The organism is Erythrobacter sp. S249 (assembly GCF_057364975.1).
This window is the reverse complement of record NZ_CP200287.1, coordinates 1,076,058-1,098,746: the sequence shown is the minus strand read 5'-3', so window position 1 is coordinate 1,098,746 and position 22,689 is coordinate 1,076,058. Positions and strand designations below refer to the sequence as shown.

Here is a 22,689-nt window from a genome sequence, read left to right as displayed (position 1 = left end):
TTATTTCTGAATGAGGTAATCGTTCGACGCCATGATCAGCAGGACCGCCAGATGGATTCGGCTGAGCTTGGTCTCGTTATCGCTAGTGGCGGTAACGTCGATTTCGTCGAGGACGGGAAGGATCAATGAGCGGGTGTTGTCGCTCAGTTGGCCCGCTGTCAGCAGTAGGTCGAGCCGGTCGACCAGAGCGGCGCTGTTATCTGCAATTGCTAGCTCTGCGGAATATTGAGCCTGGATATCGCGTGACCAGAACACTGAGCCATCGATCACCCGCTCCATCTGGTTGACGTAGCCAGCGACCGAGGTCTCATTGACCAGTTGAAATTCTGGGGCGAGCAGATTGCGTTCTGCCGCTTGCGATCCTGCTAGCACGTAGCCGGGACGGAAGAAGTTGAAAACGGATGGTGACCTTAATGGCGATTGGCCGATTCGATTTGAATTGTCGGATGTGTTGCCGACTTCATAATTTCCCGAGACTGATTGTGCACCAAATGTGCGTGCCCACTGTGCATAGCGCAGCATGGGTTCGCGCAGCTTGCCGAAATTGGCATTGGTGACATTGGCGCTGGAAAGCGCTTCGTCATCCAGCAAAATCGCCTTGAACACTGCTCGAAGATCGCCTCGAGTGCCGCTGCCGTTGTCATTAAAGGCCGATGCGACCCGATCAACATAGGCCGGTGACGGATTGCTGGTCACCAGACGTTGGATCATCTGTTTACCAAAGAACGGCCCGACGTTGGGATGGTTGAACAGTGTGTCGAGCGCGATACGTAAGGATTCTTCAGCACCGGTGTTCGCAGCGATCGTGACGCCGAGAAAGGTCTTTTCTAGATCGGAATGGAACGATTCATTTCTTGGGAAGCGCCACTTGGAAGGGTCGGCGGTCATCGCCTGGCGGGTGTAGTCTGGGTCGGGGATGTCGAAGTCCCCACCTTGCGCGTCCGGAGTAAACCCGATCCCGGTGTAATCGTAATCATAGCCTGTGAAGACTTTGGAAATACCAGTGACGTCTTCGTTTGCATATGTCTCGATCGGTTCGCCGCCGCTGGTGCGAACGGTCCCGTCATTGTTGAGTTCAAACAGGCCAATCGTGAACAATTGCATGATTTCACGGCCAAAATTCTCATCCGGAACCCGGCCTGAACTTGGGTCAGCTTTACGATTTCCACGAGTGTTGAGAAAAATGCCCATCGCCGGGTTAAGTGTGATCTCTTCGAGCAGATCGCGAAAATTGCCGAACGCATTGCGATTGAGAATGTCCCAATATTCACCTATTGCGAGAGCTCGCCAGGTGTTGTTGATGCTGTTCAAAGAGACAACGAAGAACTCTGACATTGCCAGGGCCGCGCGCTTGCGAACGCCGCTGCCACCTTGGATCAACTGGCTCCAAACCATGTTATCGCCAATGGTGGAGTTGAAGTAATAGCGTTCTTGCGTGACCTGATCATAGCCGCGGCTGGCAAAGAACTGCCGCGCGGTCTGATCGTTGCTGCGGTTCATTTGGCTATCAAGCCATGGTTCGTAGCCATCGGAACGCAAAGCCGAGATCTCAGCAGTCGAAGCAGAGAGCGATGCTTGAAGCAGGAAGCGTGATGCCTCCTCGTCGGTTTGCGGAGTGACCACAGCAACGGGCGCGGGCGTGCCGCCACCGGTTGGGGGCGCGCCACCAGCGGTTGAACCGTTGCCACCACCGCCGCCGCATGCTGCGGTCGCAATTGCTAGCGCGGATACCGCTGCGCCTTTGGAAATGGCGGGGCTATGGCTGGCCTCACCCGCTTCTGGTGTTGGCGGATTGGCTGTCTCCACCTCAGGGCGCACGGGCGCCTCAAGCAGCTCATCACTCATACTGGAATTCCTCCCAAAGACCGCCGGATGGCGGGTAATATCGCAACTGGGTGCACCGCTATCATCGGCGATGAAACCAGTTCCTAATCATTAAAGCTAACGCGGTTTTCATGACGTCGGACCTGACGCTTTACGCAAGATGTGCGAACAAACCGTAACTTGTCACTAGACCCAAAGGTCGCCTCATCCCGCTTGCTGCACCACATGGCTGATCGGATGGGCAGTCCGGTAAGCATCTGGCACAAAATGAGTTTTTGGGAGGTGTGGCCGCGATGTAAGGCGTTTTGACTAACCTGCAGCTAACGGATTCTGGCATAAAGTGGGTTGAGTTCCAGCGCTCGTTTCGCTCGCTGTTCGGATTGCGCGTGCCTCGGTTGCATAGAGGCGCACGTGCTGTGACCTAAGAAGGTGCTTTCGGAGTGCGTTCCAAGCCGCAAGTCGCATTTTAACAGCGCGGCTCAGTATTCGTACTAACGAGTAACTAACAGGCTTTGTTAGTGCTTGATTGCATTAAGACTTTTGCAATCAGATTTGCCCGGCTTAACGTAATTTTACAACTTCTCACCCCTGTTTGCTGGTGCCAAAGCTGTTTCACTATGATACTGTTTTGATTGTAAAGTGAGAAATGCATCGCAACGCTTAGCCATAAATTTGGGGTAGGCTTGTGAATATGGGGTCAGGTCGCGCATGACAAAAAAACAGGCTGTAAGTCGTCACATTCTGGCGCTTGAACCACGGATGATGTTCGATGGTGCAGGGGTGGTTACGGCTGTCACTGCAGACATTGGCCCGATGGCCGCCGCGCCCGGTGAATATGCCTTCAGCGAAGCGAGTGTTGCGCCTGTAAATCTCGATATACGCGGTGATACTTCTTCAAGCCTTAGCGATGTGGGTGGCTCAAGTCTTTCCGCTCAACCTGTCGGGCTACTTTCTGGCAACCGGTCTGAGGGCAACGCAGGGCTGTATCCGGAAATTCAAGTTGACGACGAGTTGCGCGAGGGCAGCACGCCGCGCGCTATTCTTGAAGCTATGCGCGATGACCGTGCGACGACCATGTATGGCGCGGAGCGCGCGCTGGCTGATGGTTTCTTTGCAGAGCCCGCTGATGATGCGGTTGTCGCGCAGTCCGGCGAAGTACCCAACGATTTTATCTTTATCGACACCAGCGTGGAAAACTACGAGCAGCTGGCCGAGATTTGGGAAGGTCGCGGCACGATTGTGTTCGTCGATAGCAATAGCGACGGCGTGGATCAGGTTCTCACCGCGCTTGCCGGTGCAAGCGATATTGGCGCGATCCATTTCGTTAGCCATGGCGAAGACGGCATGTTTTGGCTGGGCGACACCCGGATTGATAACGCATCGCTGACCGGAGAGCTGGCTTCCGCCTTTGCTTCGATCGGCTCAAAACTCTCAGCTGATGGGGATATCCTGATTTACGGCTGTGATGTCGGCAGTGATGCCGATGGTCAGGCTCTGCTCAACAATCTGGCTGCTATCACCGGTGCTGACATTGCGGCTTCTATTGATGATACCGGTAGCATTTCTCGCGGCGGCGATTGGACGCTCGAAAACCGCCTTGGTGTGGTTGAAACGGCTTCGCTCGTAGCGCGCGAATGGGCTGGCTTGCTGGCGCCCGCGGCATTCGTAACGGGCGCATTCGATGTTTTCGATGAGAACGGCAATCAGGTGGCGGATGGTACTCGCCTGACAACTGTTGGGTCATCTGCGACTTGGTTCGATGTAGCGACCGTCAATGGCCAGCAAATCAGCGTTCGGGCTACTATTTTGTCGCTGACGCCGGGTGACGATGTGCAATTCAGCGGGCCTGGGGATGACTTCGGGGTGTTTCTCCGCAAGGGAGATGGATCAACGCTCGGAACGACCGCAATCCGTTGGGACATTTTCTTTAGCGCAACCGGCGCGCCTGCAAACGTGGACGTGAACTTCACAGTCGCCGATATTGATGGCAATGGCGGCCCAGAGACGCGTGAGTTTCTGGTAATTGACACGGATACGTTGTCTTCCTTTGAGGCGGCAAATGGTTCGCGCGTTCTGTTTGATACTTCCGTGCCTGGCGAGGTTACTGCGTCTGGATCTGCGAATGAGGACAGCGGATTGCCATCTGCTGCGCGTTTCAATTGGCTAGACACCAACAGTTTTACCATTGAGTACAACCTTGCAAGCGGTTTCACTGGTGCGTTTTTCCGTCACGATGGCGATGCTGATTTTGACCTCGGCACTGGCGGGACGACGGTTTCCATTCCGCGGCTTGATTTGGATGGCAACGACAGCACGGCTGCCGGGTCTGCCTATACCAACACTTACGTCGAGAACGGCGCGGGCGTGTCGATCGTCGACAATGATGTCGATGTGCAAAACCCAAATGGGTCGGTCACTGGCGCGTCCATCACTCTAACCAATGCGCAGAGTGGCGATGAGTTGCTTGTCAACGGTTCGAATGCAGCCTCTGGTTCTTTGGGTGGCGGCCTTAGCTACACCCGCACTGCCACTGAAATCCTCATCACCGGAAATGGTAGCGCAGTTGACTATGAGAATGCGCTTCAGGCGATAACATTCCTGACGGCGGGTGAGCGTCCGGTTGAGACGCCGCGCACAATTGATATCAGTTTCGAAAATGCTTCGTTGAGTTCAAACGTCGCGACCGCGACTATCAATGTGCTCGAGGTCAATGATCCGCCAACTGCGGTCAATGACACGCAGGTCACGACCGACGAAGATACGCCGGTCAACAACATTGACGTGCTTGGGAATGATTTTGACGGTGATGGCGATACGCTCACCGTGATCAGTGCCAATGCCAGCAACGGTACAGTCACGATCAATGCTGATGGCACGCTGAACTACACGCCGAACGCAGAGTTTAGCGGAACAGACACCATCACGTACACGATCAGCGATGGCCGCGGGGGGACATCCACGGCGACCGTTCCGATTGTGATTGATCCAGTTAATGACAATCCGACCACCAATGGCAATCTGCCGCCGCAAACCAATATTGATGCGCAGCAAGGCATTTTCGTCAATGTTTCTGGCGGTTTCAGCGATGCCGAAGATCCGAACGGCCTGACTTACAGCGCGACCGGCCTGCCGGCTGGGCTCTCAATCGATCCAAACACCGGGTTTATCACCGGCAATATCGATAACTCCGCGAGCCAGGGCGGCTCTGGCGGTGTTTACAACGTGGTTGTGACCGCCACCGATCCCGGCGGTCTGACTGCGGAGCAAAACTTCAGCTGGACCGTCACCAACCCTCCGCCTCAGGCCAATAATGATGGCGGCTCTACGCTCGAAGATACGCCAGTTACCTTTGATGTGCTGGCCAATGACCAAGACCCTGATGGCGACGATATAAGCGTTGTCTCGGCCAGCGCGCCGAATGGCGCAGTTGTCATCAATGCCGACGGTACAATCACTTATACGCCGAACGCCAATTACAGCGGCCCGGAAACCATCACTTACACGATTAGTGATGGTGAGGGCGGTACAAGCACAGCGACTGTTAGCCTGTTTGTAAACGCGCAGAATGATGATCCGGTCGCTGTCGGTTCACTGCCGCCGCAAGTGAATGACGATGCCGATGCCGGCATCAGCGTGGACACTGCGGGTGGATTTGATGACGTTGACAGCACCAATTTGGTTTACTCTGCAACTGGTCTTCCGCCGGGGCTCAGCATCAATTCTTCGACCGGTGAGATCACCGGGACGATCGATAATTCCGCCAGCCAAGGCGGCGCAGCAGGCGTCTACAATGTCACCGTTTCTGCGACGGATAATATGGGCGGAACGCCAGCCACCCAGGACTTTAGCTGGACGGTAAGCAATCCTGCGCCGACGGCGACCGATGACACGGCGACCACCGACGAAGACACGCCTGTCGACATCCCGGTTCTGGCCAATGATAATGATCCCGATGGCGATGATCTGAGCGTTGTTTCGGCCACCGCGCCCAACGGTGCGGTTGTTATCAATGCTGACGGAACGCTGACTTACACGCCAAATGCTGATTTCAGCGGTACAGACACCATCACCTATACGATCAGTGATGGCGAGGGCGGCACTTCGCAGGCGACCGTCACTGTCACTGTGGGCGCGGTCAACGATCCGCCTGTTCCCGTTGGCACTTTGCCAGCGCAGACCAATCTCGATGCCGATAGCGGGATTTCTGTGGCGACTGCTGGCGGCTTTGCCGATAGCGATGATGCAACGCTCACCTACAGCGCGACCGGCCTGCCGCCGGGCCTGTCGATTGACAGCGCCACGGGCGAGATCACCGGTACGATCGACAATTCTGCAAGCACTGGCGGCACGGGCGGCGTTTATGACATCACCGTGACAGCGACTGATCTGGCAGGCGAAAGCGCGGATCAGGACTTCACCTGGACAGTCACCAACCCTGCACCAATCGCAGTTGATGACACCGCCAGCACCACGGAAGATACGCCTGTTCTGATCGATGTCTTGCCAAATGACAGCGATCCAGACGGCGATGTTCTAACGGTTATTTCCGCATTCTCTTCCGTTGGCCAGGCGACGCTGGTCGGCAATCAGATCAACTTTGTTCCGCCCGCCAACTTCAACGGCACGGCGACCATTACCTACACGATCAGCGATGGTGAGGGCGGCACGTCTGAGGCGACCGTTACGGTTACGGTTGCGCCAGAAAATGACGATCCGGATTCGACCCCGATCCCGCCCGTCGATGCGCTCGACGGTGATACGGTTTCTGTGCCGGTTGCGGACGCATTCAGCGACGTTGATGGCGACACGCTCACCTTCAGCGCGACTGATCTGCCGCCAGGTCTGACGATCGACCCCGATACAGGCGTCATCTCTGGCACGATCACGCCGGATGCCAGCCAAACCAATGGCGGCGTCTACACCGCGACCATCACTGTTGATGATGGCAATGGCGGCACGACAACCGAGACGATCACCTTTAATGTTGGGAACCCTCCACCAGAGGCAGTGGACGACAACGCCTCCACCGATGAAGACGTGCCGGTCATTATTGATGTGCTGGCCAATGACAGTGATCCAGACGGCGATCCGCTGACAGTGACGTCGGCTGATGCGCAAAACGGTACCACGGTCATCAACGCTGATGGCACGGTCACCTACACGCCAAATCCGGGCTTTAATGGCACGGACACGATCACTTACGAGATTTCTGACGGCAATGGCGGCACGTCGATTGCGACCGTTACGGTCGTGGTCAACGATATCAATGATACGCCAGAGATCAGCGGCTCTATCGGTGATCAAACCAACCTTGATGCACAAGACATCAACCTACCAGTTGCGGGCGCATTCAGCGATCCGGATGGCGATGCGCTCAGCTTTACAGCGACGGGCCTGCCTGCGGGTCTGACGATTGATCCCAATACGGGCGTAATCTCTGGCACGATTGATAACAGTGCGAGCCAGGTGAACGGTGGCAGCTACAGCATCACAGTGACAGCCGATGATGGACGCGGCGGCACCATTTCACAGGACTTCACCTGGACCGTTGCAAACCCAGCGCCGATTGCATCCAACGATATTGCTACGACCGATGAAGATACGCCGGTCAATATTCCGGTGCTTGCCAATGATGTCGATCCTGACGGTGATGATCTGACGGTAATCGAGGCTGAGGCCGGCAATGGCACGGTTACGATCAATGCTGACGGAACGTTGGTCTACACGCCGAACCCAGATTTCAACGGCACGGACACAATCGTCTACACCATTGACGATGGTGAAGGTGGTACCTCATCGGCGAGCGTCGATGTGACCGTCACTCCGGTTAACGACGGACCGACCACAATCGGGCTGCCCAATCAGAGCGGCGAAGACAGTCAGACCGTTTCTATCCCAACGGCCAGTGCGTTTAACGACGTTGATGGCGATGCCTTGACGTTTAGCGCCGATGGTTTGCCCGATGCGCTGACGATCGATCCCGTTACAGGCGTGATTTCCGGCACTTTGGCTTCGGACAGTTCGCAAAACGGGCCATTCGTGGTGACTGTGACTGCGACTGATCCGTCCGGTGAAGAAGTCAGCACTACCTTTATCTATTCGGTACAAAACCTGCCGCCGATCGCGCAGAATGACGCAGCGACCACGCCGGAAGATACGCCGGTTACCGTGGCGGTTCTGGCCAATGACAGCGACCCCGATGGCGATGCGCTGACCATTACCAGCGCGAGCGCGGACAATGGCACAGTTGTCGTCAATGCAGATGGCACCGTCACATTCACACCAGACCCCGATTTCAACGGCGAGGCGAATGTCACCTACACCGTCAGTGATGGCCAAGGCGGCGTTGCGACAGCGACGCTGACCGTTACTGTCACTGCCGAAAATGATGCGCCAGTGGCGGTCGATATTCCTGACGTCACCAATGAAGACAATCAGTCGGTTTCCATCGCAACGGAGAGCTTCTTTAGCGATGTTGATGGCGATGATCTGACGATCACGGCGGCTGGCCTGCCACCAGGTCTTTCGATTGATCCGGCGACCGGCATCATTTCTGGCACGCTCGACATTGATGCAAGCCAGGGCAGCCCATACACCGTCACGCTGACGGCGGATGACGGCAATGGCGGCACAGTGTCGCAAGACTTCGTCTGGACCGTGACCAACCCGGCGCCAACAGCAGTGAACGACACCGCGAGCGTTGATGAAGACGACAGCGTCAATGTCGATGTGCTCGGCAATGACAATGATCCCGATGGCGATCCGCTGACCGTGATCAGCGCGAGCGCGCCGAACGGCACCGTGGTGATCGAGGCCGATGGCACGCTGACCTACACGCCGAACCCTGATTTCAACGGCGAAGACACGATCACTTACACGATCGATGATGGCAATGGCGGCACTTCGACCGCTGCGGTTATCGTCACCGTCAATCCAATCAATGATGATCCGGTGGCTGTCGATGATGCGGTTACGACCGATGAAGACACGCCGGTCACCATCGGTGTGCTGGGCAATGACAGTGATGTTGATGGCGATGATTTGACCGTCACGACCGCTACCTCGCCCGATGGCACCGTTACGATCAATGCCGATGGCACGCTGGAATTCACGCCGAATCCGAACTTCAACGGCACGACCACGATCTCCTACGAGATTTCGGACGGCAATGGCGGCACGGCCACTGCGACCGTCACGGTTACGGTCAACCCGATCAACGATCCGCCGGTTGCGAACCCTGATGCGGCGACCACCGATGAAGACACGCCTGTCAACGTACTGCTCATTGGTAATGACACCGATGCGGATGGCGATGCGCTGACCGTGACCGCTGCGACCGCGGCGAATGGCACCGTCGTAATCAACGCGGATGGCAGTGTTGATTACACGCCTAACCCGGACTTTAACGGCACGGATACAATCACTTACACCATCAGTGATGGCAATGGTGGGTTCTCAACCTCGACCGCAACCATCACGGTGAACCCGGTCAATGATGATCCAGTTGCGGCCCCAATCGCGCCACAAACCAATGATGACAGCACGCCTGTCACGCTCGATGTCAGCGGCAATTTCTCTGACGTTGACGGCGATGATCTGACTTTCAGCGCCACCGGTCTGCCACCCGGCCTCAGCATTGATGCCGATGGCAATATCACTGGCACGCTTGACCCAGACGCCTCGCAAGGCGGCCCGGCGGGCGACGGCGTGTATGAAGTCACTGTTACCGCTGATGACGGCAATGGCGGCACGGTTGATACAACCTTCACTTGGACGGTGAACAATCCGCCGCCAGAGGCCGTGGATGACACCGCGACAACCGATGAAGATACGCCGGTCAATATCCCTGTGCTCGCCAATGACAGCGATCCAGACGGCGATCCGCTGACCGTGACGGCTGCGGATGCGGGCAATGGCACGGTTGTGATCGAGGCTGATGGCACGGTCACGTACACGCCGAACCCGAACTTCAACGGCACTGATACGATCACTTACACCATCAGCGATGGCAATGGCGGCACCTCCACCGCAACCGTGACTGTCACGGTTGATCCGGTGAACGATGATCCGGTTGTCACGCCGATTGCGCCGCAAGATAACATCGACAGCGCGGCTGTATCGCTGCCGACAGCGGGCAATTTCAGCGATGTGGATGGCGACACACTAACCTTCAGCGCCACTGGCCTGCCAGCGGGCCTCTCGATCGACCCCAACACGGGCGAGATCACCGGCACGATTGACGCAGATGCTAGCCAAGGCGGCCCGGCAGGTGACGGTATCTACTCCGTCACTGTTACGGCTGATGATGGCAATGGCGGCACGGTGGAGACGACCTTTGCCTGGACTGTCACCAACCCGCCACCAGAGGCGGTGGATGACGCGGCGACGACTGACGAAGATACGCCGGTTAACATTCCAGTGCTTGCCAACGATAATGACCCAGACGGCGATCCGCTGACGGTCACATCTGCCACCGCGCCAAATGGCACGGTGGTGATTGAGGCTGATGGTACGGTCACTTACACGCCGAATGCGGACTTCAATGGCACCGACACGATCACCTATACCATCAGTGATGGCAATGGCGGCACCTCGACCGCGACGGTCACTGTAACGGTCGATCCGGTGAATGATGATCCGGTGGTTGATACGCCGCTGGCCAATCTCGCCAATATCGACAGCGCGACTGTCAGTATTCCGGTTGCCGGTAACTTCAGCGATGTCGACGGCGATACGCTGACCTTTACGGCGACAGGTCTGCCTCCGGGTCTCAGCATTGATCCGGCTGGCAACATCACTGGCACCATCGATCCTGATGCCTCGCAAGGCGGGCCAGCGGGTGATGGAATTTACACCGTCACCGTGACGGCGGATGATGGCAATGGCGGCACTGTTGAAAGCAGTTTTGCCTGGACCGTCTCCAATCCGCCGCCAGTGGCCACGGATGATACCGCGACCACGCCAGAGGACACGCCGGTCAACATCCCTGTGCTGGCGAACGACAATGATCCAGACGGTGATGCGCTGACGGTGACGTCCGCAATTGCGACAAATGGTACCGTCGTGATCGAAGCCGATGGCACGATCACTTACACGCCGAATGAAGACTTCAACGGCACGGATACGATAACCTACACGATCAGCGATGGCGAGGGTGGTACCACCACCGCGACTGTCACTGTTACGGTTGATCCGGTGAATGACGATCCGGTCGCTGACCCGCAGCTGACCAATCAGACCGACGATGACGCCGATGTTATCTCGCTCGATGTGTCTGGCAATTTCAGCGATGTTGATGGTGATACGCTCACCTTTACCGCCACTGGCCTGCCGGGCGGGCTGTCAATTGACGCCAATGGTGTCATCACCGGCACGCTGGATGCTGACGCATCGCAAGGCGGGCCGAATAGCAATGGCCTCTACACCGTCACCGTCACAGCCGATGATGGCAATGGCGGCACGACGACATCGACCTTTGTGTGGACCGTAAACAATCCGCCGCCACTCGCCGCACCTGATACGGCCAGCACCACGGAAGACACGCCGGTCAATGTTCCGGTTCTGACGAATGACAATGATCCAGACGGCGACACGCTGACCGTGATAGAGGCGAATGCCGCCAATGGCAGCGTTCTGATCAATGCCGATGGCACGATCACTTACACGCCGGATGCGAATTTCAACGGCACCGACACAGTGATCTACACGATCAGTGATGGCGAGGGCGGCACCTCGACCTCAACCGTCACAATCACTGTTGGCGCGGTGAATGACGATCCAGAGACAATTGGTCTGCCAGATCTCACCGATGGCAATAACGAGGCGATCAACGTGCCTCTGGCTCCAGCGTTCAGCGATGCGGAAGGCGACACGCTCACCTTCTCCGCTATGGGCCTGCCAGATGGCCTGTCGATTGATCCGGCCACAGGCGCCGTTACTGGCACCACCAGCGCAACTGCTTCGACCGGCGGACCGCTGGGCGATGGCGTCTACACGGTCACGATCACTGCTGATGATGGCAATGGCGGGACGGTCAGCACGACCTTCACTTGGACGATCAACAATCAGCCACCGACAGCCGTTGATGATAACTTCGTCGGTACGGAAGACACACCGCAAGTGCTCGACGTGCTGGCGAATGATATTGACCCGGATGGCAATGCCACAACGCCAATTGTCGTCATCGATGCGCAGGCGACCAATGGTACGGCCGTGGTGAATTCTGACGGCACCATCACCTTTACGCCGGATCCCAATTTCAACGGCACGGCGACGGTCACTTACACCATCGAAGATGCAAACGGCGATCCAGCAACCGCGGTTGCGACGATCGTTATCGCGCCAGAAAACGATGCGCCTGATGCGACGCCGCTGCCCGATCGCGGCGATGAAGACGGCGATGCAATCTCGATCGACGCTGGCGTATTGTTCTCTGACATCGAAGGCGACACGCTGACCTTCAGCGCGACAAATCTGCCAGCTGGCCTGACGATTGATCCCGTCTCTGGCATTGTCAGTGGGACGGTTGATCCCGATGCCAGCCAGGTGAACAATGGTGTCTATCAGACAACCATTACAGCTGATGATGGCAATGGCGGCACGACCGATGTCACCTTCGTCTGGACCGTGACCAACCCTGGCCCGACGGCCGCGGATGATACGGCTTCGACCACGGAAGACACGCCAATCGCGTCGATTGATGTGCTTGGTAATGACAACGATCCGGACGGCGATACGCTGACCGTGGTTTCCGCGAGTGCGCCAAATGGTTCGGTTTCGATCAACGCTGATGGCACCTTGGCCTATACGCCGGATCCAGACTTTAACGGCACCGATACGATCACCTATCAGATCACCGATGGTCAGGGCGGCACGTCCACAGCCATTGTGACGGTGACGGTTGGCGCGGATAATGACGATCCAACCGCGCCGCCTTTGTCGGCGCTCATCAATGATGATGCCGACGTTGTCGCTCTGGACCTCTCGCCAGGCTTTGCTGATGTCGACGGCGATACGCTGACCTTTACGGCGACCGGTCTGCCTGCTGGTCTCAGCATTGACGCAGCGGGCAATGTAACCGGCACGATTGATCCGGACGCTTCGCAGGGCGGGCCGAACGGCGATGGTATCTACGAAGTCACTGTCACCGCTGATGATGGCAATGGCGGCACCGTTGATGTCACCTTCACCTGGACGGTTGGTAACCCAGCGCCGCTCGCAGTGGATGACACCGCGATTACCGACGAAGATACGCCGGTCAACATTCCGGTGCTTGGCAATGATAATGACCCAGACGGCGATCCGCTGACTGTCACTCAGGCTAGCGCGCCAAATGGCACGGTTGTGATCGAAGCTGATGGCACGGTCACCTACACGCCGAATGAAGACTTCAACGGAACGGATACGATCACTTACGAGATCTCCGACGGCAACGGCGGCACCTCGACTGCGATCGTTACGGTTACGGTCAATCCAATCAATGATGATCCGGATGTGACGCCGATTGCCCCGCGCGATAATGTCGATAGCGCGGTGGTAAACGTGCCGACCGTTGGCAATTTCAGCGATGTTGATGGCGATCCGCTGACCTTTGATGCCACTGGTCTGCCAACCGGCCTCTCGATTGATCCGGCCACGGGCGTGATTTCCGGCACGATTGATCCATCCGCTTCGATCGGCGGACCGAATGGTGACGGTGTCTATGAAGTCACCGTGACAGCCGATGATGGCAATGGCGGCACTGTGTCCACCACCTTTAATTGGACAGTGACCAATCCTGTGCCGGTGGCGGTGAACGACACCGCGACCACTACAGAAGACACATTGACCAATATCGATGTTCTGACCAATGACAGCGATCCTGATGGCGATCCGCTGACTGTGGTCACCGCGTCTGCGGCGAATGGTACGGTTACGATCCTGCCCGATGGCACGATTGATTACACGCCGAACCCGGATTTCAACGGTACGGACACGATTTCTTACACGATCAGCGACGGCAATGGCGGCACGGCTTCGGCGCTCGTCACGGTTACAGTTGATCCAGAGAATGATCCGCCGGTGGCCGTCAATGACACTACCACAACCGATGAAGACACGCCGGTTACGATCCCTGTGCTTGGCAATGACACCGATGTGGACGGCGATCCGCTGACGGTGACCGATGCGACCGCGCCAAACGGCACGGTTATGATCAACCCTGATGGCACAGTGACCTATACGCCGGATCCCGATTTCAACGGGACCGACACGATCACCTACACCATTGATGATGGCATGGGCGGCACCGACACTGCGACGATCACTGTTGTGGTTGCGCCGGTCAATGACGCGCCGATTGCGACGCCTGACACGGTGGACACGGATGAGGACACACCAGTCACCATCCCAGTGCTCGCCAATGACAGCGATGTTGATGGCGATCCGCTTACGGTCACTGATGCGACCTCGCCTGATGGCACAGTCACCATCAACCCAGATGGCACGATCACTTTTGAGCCCGATCCGAACTTCAACGGACCGGCCACCATCACCTATACCATTGATGATGGCATGGGCGGCACCGCAACCTCGACCGTCACGGTCAATGTTGCGCCGGTCAACGATCCGCCTGTTGCAGAAGATGATGCGGTAACGACCGACGAAGACACGCCGGTTACCGTTCCTGTGCTCACCAATGATAGCGACGCAGATGGCGATCCGCTGACCATTACGGAGGCGACCGCGCCAAACGGTACGGTTGTGATCAACCCGGATGGCACGGTCACTTACACGCCGGATGAGAACTTCAACGGCACCGATGTGATCACCTACACTGTCTCTGATGGCAATGGCGGGTTTGATACGGCGACGCTGACGGTCACGGTTGATCCAGTGAACGACGTACCAGTGGCCGAAGATGATACGGCAACCGGTACGGAAGATCAGCCGGTCACTATCCCAGTGCTTGCCAATGACAGTGATGCAGATGGCGATCCGCTAACCGTGACAACGGCGACTTCGCCAGATGGCACGGTTACGATCAACCCGGATGGCACGATTACCTTTGTCCCGAACCCGGACTTCAACGGGCCAACCACCATCACCTATACCATTGATGATGGTAAGGGCGGCACGGCGACAGCGACGGTTACCGTCGACATTGTCGCGGTGAACGATCCGCCTGTGGGCGAGCCAGATACGGCCGTCACCGATGAAGACACACCTGTCACCATTCCGGTGCTCGCGAATGACAATGACCCGGATGGCGATCCGCTGACGGTGGTCTCGGCTAATGCGCCGAATGGCACGGTTACGATCAACCCAGATGGCACAATCACTTACACGCCAAACCCGGACTTCAACGGCACCGATACGATCACCTATCAGGTGAGCGACGGCATGGGCGGTTTTGACACAGTGACGGCAACCGTCACCGTCAATCCAGTCAATGATCCGCCGGTTGCGGGCAATGACGTGACCAGTGTGAATGAAGACAGCGAAGTCACCATTCCAGTGCTGGTTAACGACACGGATGCCGATGGCGATCCGCTGACGGTGACAACCGCTACTGCCACCAATGGTACGGTTACGATCAACCCGGATGGCACGATCACATATGTGCCGAACCCCGATTTCTTCGGCCAGGATACGATTACCTACACCATCACGGATGGCAATGGCGGCACGTCGACAGCGACCGTCGCGGTAGAGGTGATCAACACCAACGAACCGCCGGTTGATGAGCCGGAGGACGTGACCGTTATCAGCGGCACTGACACGATTATCAACGTGCTCGACAATACGACTGATCCAGAGGGCGATCCTCTGGAAGTGGTGATCGCGCTCGTCGATATTGGCGAAGTGGTGATCAATCCTGACGGCACGCTCACTTATTCTGCGCCGCCAGACTTCTTTGGCGAAGTGACGATCCGCTACTTCATCTCTGATGGTCAGGGTGGCTTTGTAGAGAGCTTCGCGACGATCACCGTGGTTGAGGCTGCGGCTGATATCAGCTTCCTGCTCGGCGAGGAGCCTGCTCCGGGCATTCCTGATGCCTATCCGGTTGACCGGGTGCTGGATCAGAGCGACGCCTTTATAACCGCGCCGCTGATCATCCTCGATACGGTCAATGATTTCCGCTCGCTCGGCGGCATGGGCACGCTCAACGTTGATCAGCCATTGCTGAACGCTGTGAACGGCCTGCGCTCCTTGAACGGCATTGGCGGCTTCGATGCCAATGGCCATCCGATTGATGACGTGGTTGGTTATATCGATCACATCCGCGATCTGCGCTTTGGTGTGGACCGCCTGTTCGATCCGCGCTTTGGCGACTTCCTGCCAGAGGCACTTACCGGCTTCTCCGTGCGGCAACTCGATACTGGCACCGATCAGGTCATGATCGAGAGCATTTCTCGCGACCGCGTGGTCTATGTCGAAATGCGCGATATTGGCGCGGACAATGCCCCTCGGATCACCGAATATCAGCTGGTGACGCGCGATGGTGCGCCGCTGCCTGACTGGATCCGGATGGATGCTCGCGGCCTAGCGATCATTGAACGCCCTGTGGATGCAGAGACAATCAGACTGGTTGTTCGCGCAATCCGGGCTGATGGTGAAGTGATTGAGATCCCTGTCGTTATTCAGGGTGCAACCGGTGAGATACAGCTGGATAAGGCGATTGCAGATGCGGTGGCCAAGGCTGAAACACTTGATACGATGATGGCACGCGCCAGTGGCGAAGCCGATGACGAAGCAAGCAAACTGCTTGCAGCTTTTAGTTGAAAATAGAACGGATGAAGGTGAGCCAATGAATAAGGGACTTGCACTGGTAAGCGCATCAACACTCTTCCTGGGTGCCTGCGCAACTGTACCCGAGCCGTTCACGGCGGCGGAATTGAACGAAACAGCGGCCAGCAATTTTGAGCGGGTTGATGTGGATCAGGAGCCGGTGACGGCGCCAATTGACCTTTATGAGGCGATGGCCCGCTCGCTGAAATACAACCTCGACTACAAGGTTGAGCTCATGGAGATTGCGCTGCGCGACCGCGAGCTTGATCTTCAGCGTTACGATATGCTGCCGCAATTGGTTGCCAGCGCTGGCTATGCCGGACGCAACAACTTCTCTGGTGCGAGTTCGCTCTCGCTGATCACCCGGCGGCAATCGCTGGAGCCTTCAACCTCGCAGGAGCGCGATCTGTTTACCGCAGATCTCGCGCTCAGCTGGGACGTGCTCGATTTCGGCCTGTCCTATGTTCGGGCCAAGCAAGGCGCGGATGAAGTTCTGATCGCGCAGGAGCGCCGCCGCAAGGTTGCTAACCGCGTGATCGAAGATGTGCGGTCTTCCTATTGGCGGGCGGTTAGCGCCGAACGCCTGCTGACCAAGCTGCAAGAGTTGGAAGACTCGGTCACCACCACGCTGCAAAATTCAGAGCGTTTGGCTGAGCGCCGTCTGTCTGCTCCGCTGACCGCGCTGACTTATCAGCGTGAACTGCTGGAAATTCAGGCGCAAATCCGCAAGCTTCAGCGCGAGCTGGTGGTTGCAAAGGCGCAATTGGCCGCGCTCATGAACCTGCGCCCCGGCACTGAGTTCTCGCTCGCTTTGCCAGATCGCACCAACACTTTGCCTGCGGTCAATTACCAAGGCGAAGACATGATGATGACGGCGCTGCTCAATCGTCCAGAGCTGCGCGAGGTTAGCTATCGTCAGCGGATCAATTCGCGCGAATTGGATGCGGCACTGCTTTCCGCTCTGCCAAGCTTCCGCGGTGTCCTGGGTGTCAATGTCGATTCCAACGACTTCCTGTTTAACAATGACTGGATGAACTACGGCGCCCGCGCCAGCTGGAACGTCCTCAACCTGTTCCGCCTGCCAGCGCACAAAAAGGCCGTGCGCGCTCAGGAAGATCTGCTGGAACAGCGCGAATTGGCGCTGACCATGGCAGTGATGACGCAGGTTCACGTCTCGCGTGCGCGCTTCAGCCATTTGAGCGAAGAGCTCGACACGGCATCGCGCCAGATGAAGGTACAAGACAAGATCCTCGATCAAATTCGTTCTGGCCATAGGGCCGGAGCAATGAGCCGTCAGACACTGCTGCGTGAAGAGATGAATACGCTCGCCGCAGAGGTGAAATATGACATCGCTTATGCAGAGGCGCAAAACGCTTATGCTGGCCTGTTCGCCTCAATGGGCATCGACGAGTTTAGTCCAAACGTGACCGGACGCGAAGATGTCGCTACTCTGCGCGCATCACTGGAGCAAATGTGGCAGGACCGCGAAGCTGCGGTAAAGCTGTCTGGAAGTTAAAACATGAGTGACATTGAGCAGGTGGACGAGGGATCACCGCCCGCAGAAGATGGCAACCGCAAGCTGTGGATTGGCGGCGGCATGCTTGCTGTGGCTGCGGCCATAGCAGGCGTTGTCTATGCGGGCAGCGGCGACACGCAGTGGTCGGATAACACCGCTGTGGCCTCAGCAGAGCAGACGGAACTGGCAGCGGGTGAGGGCGGTGAAGTCGCCTCAGAGCCCGAGCCAGAGCCGGTTCTGGAGGCGCGCGGCGTGATCGCGGCGAAGAACGAGAGCACAGTGGCCTCGCGCATGACCGCGCGGATCACCTCTATGCCATTTCGGGAAGGGCGCAGCTTTGGCAAAGGGGCCTTGCTTGCTCGGTTTGACTGCTCAACCATTCAGGCGGAATTGAACGCGGCCCGCGCCGCAACCGCCGCCTATCAAAAAACTTATGAGACCAATGTTGAGCTCGACAGCTATGAGGCGGTCGGCAAAAACGAAGTCGCGGTCTCGCGCGCCAATCTTGGCCGCGCTCAGGCAGAGGCCAATGCGGTCTCGGCTCAGCTGCGCGATTGCGCGGTTTATGCGCCATTCGCCGGCACAGTGGTCGAAGAGATCGCAAGCCGCGGCGAAGTGGCCGCGAGCGGTCAGCCGCTGCTGCGCATTCAAAGCGGCGGCGACCTGGAGGCGGACCTGATCGTTCCCAGCAATTGGCTAACTTGGCTTGAGCCGGGTGCGAAGTTTGACTTCGTGATCGACGAGACAGGCGCGACCATCACCGGCGTTGTCACCCGGCTGGGCGCATCGGTTGATCCGGTCAGCAAGACGATCCGCATTGGTGCCAATATTGATCGCGGCGATGCTCTGGTCCTGCCGGGAATGAGCGGCACAGCGACTTTCGAAGAGCCGAGCGAGGCACCTGCCGAAACAGAGGCAGCGGGTGAGGGCGAAGGCGCGGCTGAAGGCGAAGCAAGCGGAGCGGCCACGGAAGGGGCTGAAGCCGATGGCAGCCAGCCAACCTGATCCGGTTGAGGCCGCTGCGCCCAAGGTCAGCTCTCTGGCCCCCAAAGGCGCAGCGCCGGATGCGGCAAAGCTTGCTGCGCTGCTGCAATTTGAGGCGGAAATTCGCCGCCAGGAAACCGTCGAAGAACTGCAATATCTTGTCGCCAATGAAACGCGGCAGGTCTTGCCTTACGGCCAGATGTTTGTGCTGCGCCAGGCGCGGATCGGGCAGGGTTTTGAGGTGCAATGCGCCTCCTCCTTGGCGACCGTGGACCGCAATGCGCCGCTGATCCATGCGCTGGAGAAGGCGATTGAGCGCCTCGCTCAGGATCACGGGCTGGAGCAGCCCAACGCCTTTGACGCGGCCAGCCTGCGCGCGGACGAGGCCTTTGACCAATATCCCTATTCCCAGCTGCATTGGCAGCCGCTGCTCGGCAAAGACGGCGAAGTGTTCGGCGGTCTGCTGTTCGCCCGCGATGAGCCATTGCGCGAGGGCGAGAAATACCGCGCGGCCCGCATCGCCGAAACAGCGGCGCATTCCTGGCTGGCCCAGAGCGGCGGTAAGCCTGTACGCCGGCTCCCTGTGATCGACAGCAAGAAGAAGAAATGGATCGCGGTCGCCGTTGCCGTGATCCTGCTGTTCCCGGTGCGCCTGACAGCTCTGGCCCCTGCTGAGATCGTTGCTGAGCGGCCCTACATCGTTGCTGCACCATTTTCAGGCCGAATTGCCTCAATCGAGGTCACACCGAATGCTCCGGTGAAGGCGGGCCAAGTGCTGCTGCGCTTTGACGACGTCCGGCTCGACAATGAGCTGGAGCTGGCCGAGGAAAGGCTGGCTGTTGCTCGCTCGCGGCTCGAACGCTCCACCAGCTCTGCCTTTAGTGACGAGGACGAGACCTCTGATATTGCGATCATGCGGGCCGAGGTTGAAGTCGCGCAGGCCGAATATGATTATGCGAAAGAGCTCGCCGGACAATCCGCAATCACCGCTCAGCGCGACGGGATGGCTTTGTTCAGCGACCGCCGCGATTGGGAAGGGCGCGCTGTTAATGTTGGCGATCCGATCATGCAGGTCGTCAATCCAGATGAGGTGATGATCCGCATCGATTTGCCGGCGGCGGAGCAGATGTCGCTGGAGAAGGGCGCGAAGATCAAAATGTGGCTCGATTCCCAGCCTTTGTGGGCCATCGACGGTCTGCTGGAGACGGCGAGTTATCAGGCCCGCCAGACGCCCGATGGAACGCTCGCCTTTGCGCTCACCGCGCGTCTGGATGGCGATAACCCCCGAATTGGATCGCGCGGCACGGCGCAGGTTTATGGCCGCTGGGTGCCGTTTGTTTACTCGCTGCTGCGCCGGCCGATTGCTGCCCTGCGCCAATTTGTCGGACTATGAGTTCAGCGGCGATCCCCATTGATCTGCCGGAGATGCCAAAGCCGCCTCCGCTGCCCGCCTTGCGGCAGGAATTGCGGATCGAACCGGGCGCGCCGCTGGTCAATGGAGCGCCAAGCTGGAACCTGTTTGACCCCGTCCGCCATGCGTTCTTTCAGCTGGGTCAGATCGAATTTGTGATCTTTTCCCATTGGGCGAGCGGCAATTTGGCCCGGATCGGTGATGATCTGGAGCAGCGCGGCTTCACCAGCGACGAATCCAATGAAGCGTTCAATGCCGTCGTCGAATTCGCCGCGACCAATGGCCTTACTGTCGGCCCAGTGGGGCGCGACAGTGTCTCTGCCTTTATGGAGCAGCGCGCCAGCAACAAGAAAGCGGCGTGGAAATGGCTGCTCGACAATTATCTCTTCATCCGCATTCCGCTGGTTAAGCCTGCGCGCTTTCTGGAGCGTACGATTGAGCATGTCCGCCCGCTGTGGTCGCTCTACAGCCTGGTGTTCTTCGCTGCGCTCGCGCTCACCAGCCTGTTTCTGGTCTCGCGCCAATGGGATGCCTTCATGGCGTCGTTTCTCTATTTCTTCAGCTGGCAGGGCCTGATCGCTTATGGCGCAGGCTTGTTCTTTGTGAAGATCTTGCACGAGCTAGGCCACGCCTACACAGCCACCCGCTATGGCTGCCGGGTGCCGACCATGGGCGTCAGCTTTCTAGTGATGATGCCGGTGCTCTACACCGATACGACGGCGGCCTGGCGGCTGACATCGCGCAAGAAACGCCTGGCGATTGATTGCGCAGGGGTAGCCGCAGAGCTGATGGTGGCCAGCATTGCGACGATGCTTTGGGTGATCCTGCCCGATGGTACCGCGCGCAGCGTCGCCTTTATCCTGGCGACGACCAGCTGGATCATGAGCCTCGCGATCAATCTCAATCCGTTCATGCGCTTCGATGGCTATTACGTGCTGTCGGACTTTCTCAACGTGCCCAATTTGCAGCCGCGCGCCTTTGCTCTGGGCAAGTGGAAGATGCGCGAAATCCTCTTCGGACTAGGCGTCGATGCCCCGGAAGAAGTGCCGCGCAAGCTGCGGCGCGGGATGATTATCTATGCCTATGCGACCTGGATTTACCGCCTGTTTCTGTTCACCGGGATCGCGATCCTAGTCTACAATCTGTTTTTCCAACCGCTCGGCCTGATCCTGGCGATTGTGGAGCTGGCGGTGTTTATCGGTCGCCCGGTGTTTGCTGAAATGCGTGAGTGGGCTGGCCTTCGCAATTCGATCACCAGCACCCGCCGGGGCAAGGCGTGGTTTTGGATATTGGGAGGGCTGCTGCTGGCTGCTTTCCTGCCGCTCGACCGGCATGTGACCGGCTATGCCGTTCTGACCCCGGTTGGCGCTGCGCCGATTGTTTCAGGAGAGCCAGCGCGCGTGGTCAAAGTGATTGCGCAAAATGGTCAGACAGTCGCCGCAGGTGATCCGATCATAGAGCTCGACGCGCCGGAGCTCGCAGCGGATGCCGCCTCCACTAAAGTGCGGATCGCTCAGCTTGAACTGCAGATGGGCCGCTCCATGGCGGACAGCCGGGACCGCTCCAACCGCGCTGTGCTGGAGCGAGAACTGGCGCGGGAGCGCGGCAAGCTGGCTGGATTGGAAAGGCGCGCCGACAAGCTGATCCTGCGCGCGCCGGGGCCGGGCACGGTCTCGGGACTGATGCCAGATATGCATCCAGGGCGCTGGATTGGCGGCGAAGAGGTGATCGCCCATGTCGTAACGCCGAGCGATTACGATGTTCAGGCCTATGTCCCAGAGGACGAGATTTGGCGCCTCAGCGATGGCGCGCTGGGCACATTTGTAGCCTCCGATGCGGGCGGGCCGTCGCGCTCTGCCAAGTTGGTTGAGATGTCTTCGAGCGCGATTGCGCGGCTGGAACAGCCCATCCTTGCCTCGACCAATGGCGGACCGATCGCGGTTGACAAAGACGGCGAGGAGTTGGCCCCGAGAGAGGCGTTGTACCGTATTCGGATGATTGCGGAAAAGGGCGCGCTGAGCGGCGAAGACTATCAGATCCAGCTGGTGCCGGGATCGGTTCAAATCCGCACCGAAGGGCGCTCTTTTGCTGAGTGGGCCGCGACTGAGCTCGCGCGCATGTTCCGCCGTATTTTCTAGGTCGGGCATTACGAGCAGCGCGCAAGAAGCTAAGGGCTTACCCCTAA

At 58.0% G+C, this 22,689-nt stretch carries 6 protein-coding genes; 5 read left to right on the top strand and 1 reads right to left on the bottom strand.

The window, feature by feature from the left end; all coding sequences use genetic code 11:
- Positions 1–1,845 (bottom strand): DUF1800 domain-containing protein, encoded by a 1,845-nt coding sequence (locus AC0V6V_RS05210; protein ID WP_486164374.1) that lies wholly within the window; start codon positions 1,843–1,845, stop codon positions 1–3.
- A gap of 687 nt (positions 1,846–2,532) precedes the next feature.
- On the opposite strand from AC0V6V_RS05210, the gene AC0V6V_RS05205 reads away from it, so the two are divergent.
- Genes AC0V6V_RS05205 through AC0V6V_RS05185 form a run of 5 tightly spaced genes read left to right on the top strand, consistent with a single transcriptional unit; the run spans position 2,533 to position 22,642 of the window.
- Positions 2,533–16,587, top strand: a complete 14,055-nt coding sequence (locus tag AC0V6V_RS05205; RefSeq protein WP_486164373.1) for an Ig-like domain-containing protein — start codon at positions 2,533–2,535, stop codon at positions 16,585–16,587.
- A 25-nt stretch (positions 16,588–16,612) separates the two neighbouring features.
- Positions 16,613–18,109, top strand: a complete 1,497-nt coding sequence (locus AC0V6V_RS05200; RefSeq protein ID WP_486164372.1) for a TolC family protein — start codon at positions 16,613–16,615, stop codon at positions 18,107–18,109.
- Between the two features lie 3 nt (positions 18,110–18,112).
- Positions 18,113–19,114, top strand: coding sequence for an efflux RND transporter periplasmic adaptor subunit (locus AC0V6V_RS05195; protein ID WP_486164371.1), 1,002 nt, complete (start codon positions 18,113–18,115; stop codon positions 19,112–19,114).
- Positions 19,095–20,486 (top strand): efflux RND transporter periplasmic adaptor subunit, encoded by a 1,392-nt coding sequence (locus tag AC0V6V_RS05190; RefSeq protein ID WP_486164370.1) that lies wholly within the window; start codon positions 19,095–19,097, stop codon positions 20,484–20,486. Before AC0V6V_RS05195 ends, AC0V6V_RS05190 begins: the two co-directional genes overlap by 20 nt.
- A gap of 32 nt (positions 20,487–20,518) precedes the next feature.
- Positions 20,519–22,642, top strand: coding sequence for a site-2 protease family protein (locus AC0V6V_RS05185; RefSeq protein ID WP_486166236.1), 2,124 nt, complete (start codon positions 20,519–20,521; stop codon positions 22,640–22,642).
- The last annotated feature ends 47 nt before the right edge of the window (positions 22,643–22,689 follow it).

Coding starts and splice junctions, on each gene's coding strand:
- AC0V6V_RS05205 (WP_486164373.1), top strand. CDS start 2,533: ATGACAAAAAAACAGGCTGTAAGTCGTCACATTCTGGCGCTTGAACCA.
- AC0V6V_RS05190 (WP_486164370.1), top strand. CDS start 19,095: ATGGCAGCCAGCCAACCTGATCCGGTTGAGGCCGCTGCGCCCAAGGTC.
- AC0V6V_RS05185 (WP_486166236.1), top strand. CDS start 20,519: ATGCCAAAGCCGCCTCCGCTGCCCGCCTTGCGGCAGGAATTGCGGATC.
- AC0V6V_RS05200 (WP_486164372.1), top strand. CDS start 16,613: ATGAATAAGGGACTTGCACTGGTAAGCGCATCAACACTCTTCCTGGGT.
- AC0V6V_RS05195 (WP_486164371.1), top strand. CDS start 18,113: ATGAGTGACATTGAGCAGGTGGACGAGGGATCACCGCCCGCAGAAGAT.
- AC0V6V_RS05210 (WP_486164374.1), bottom strand. CDS start 1,845: ATGAGTGATGAGCTGCTTGAGGCGCCCGTGCGCCCTGAGGTGGAGACA.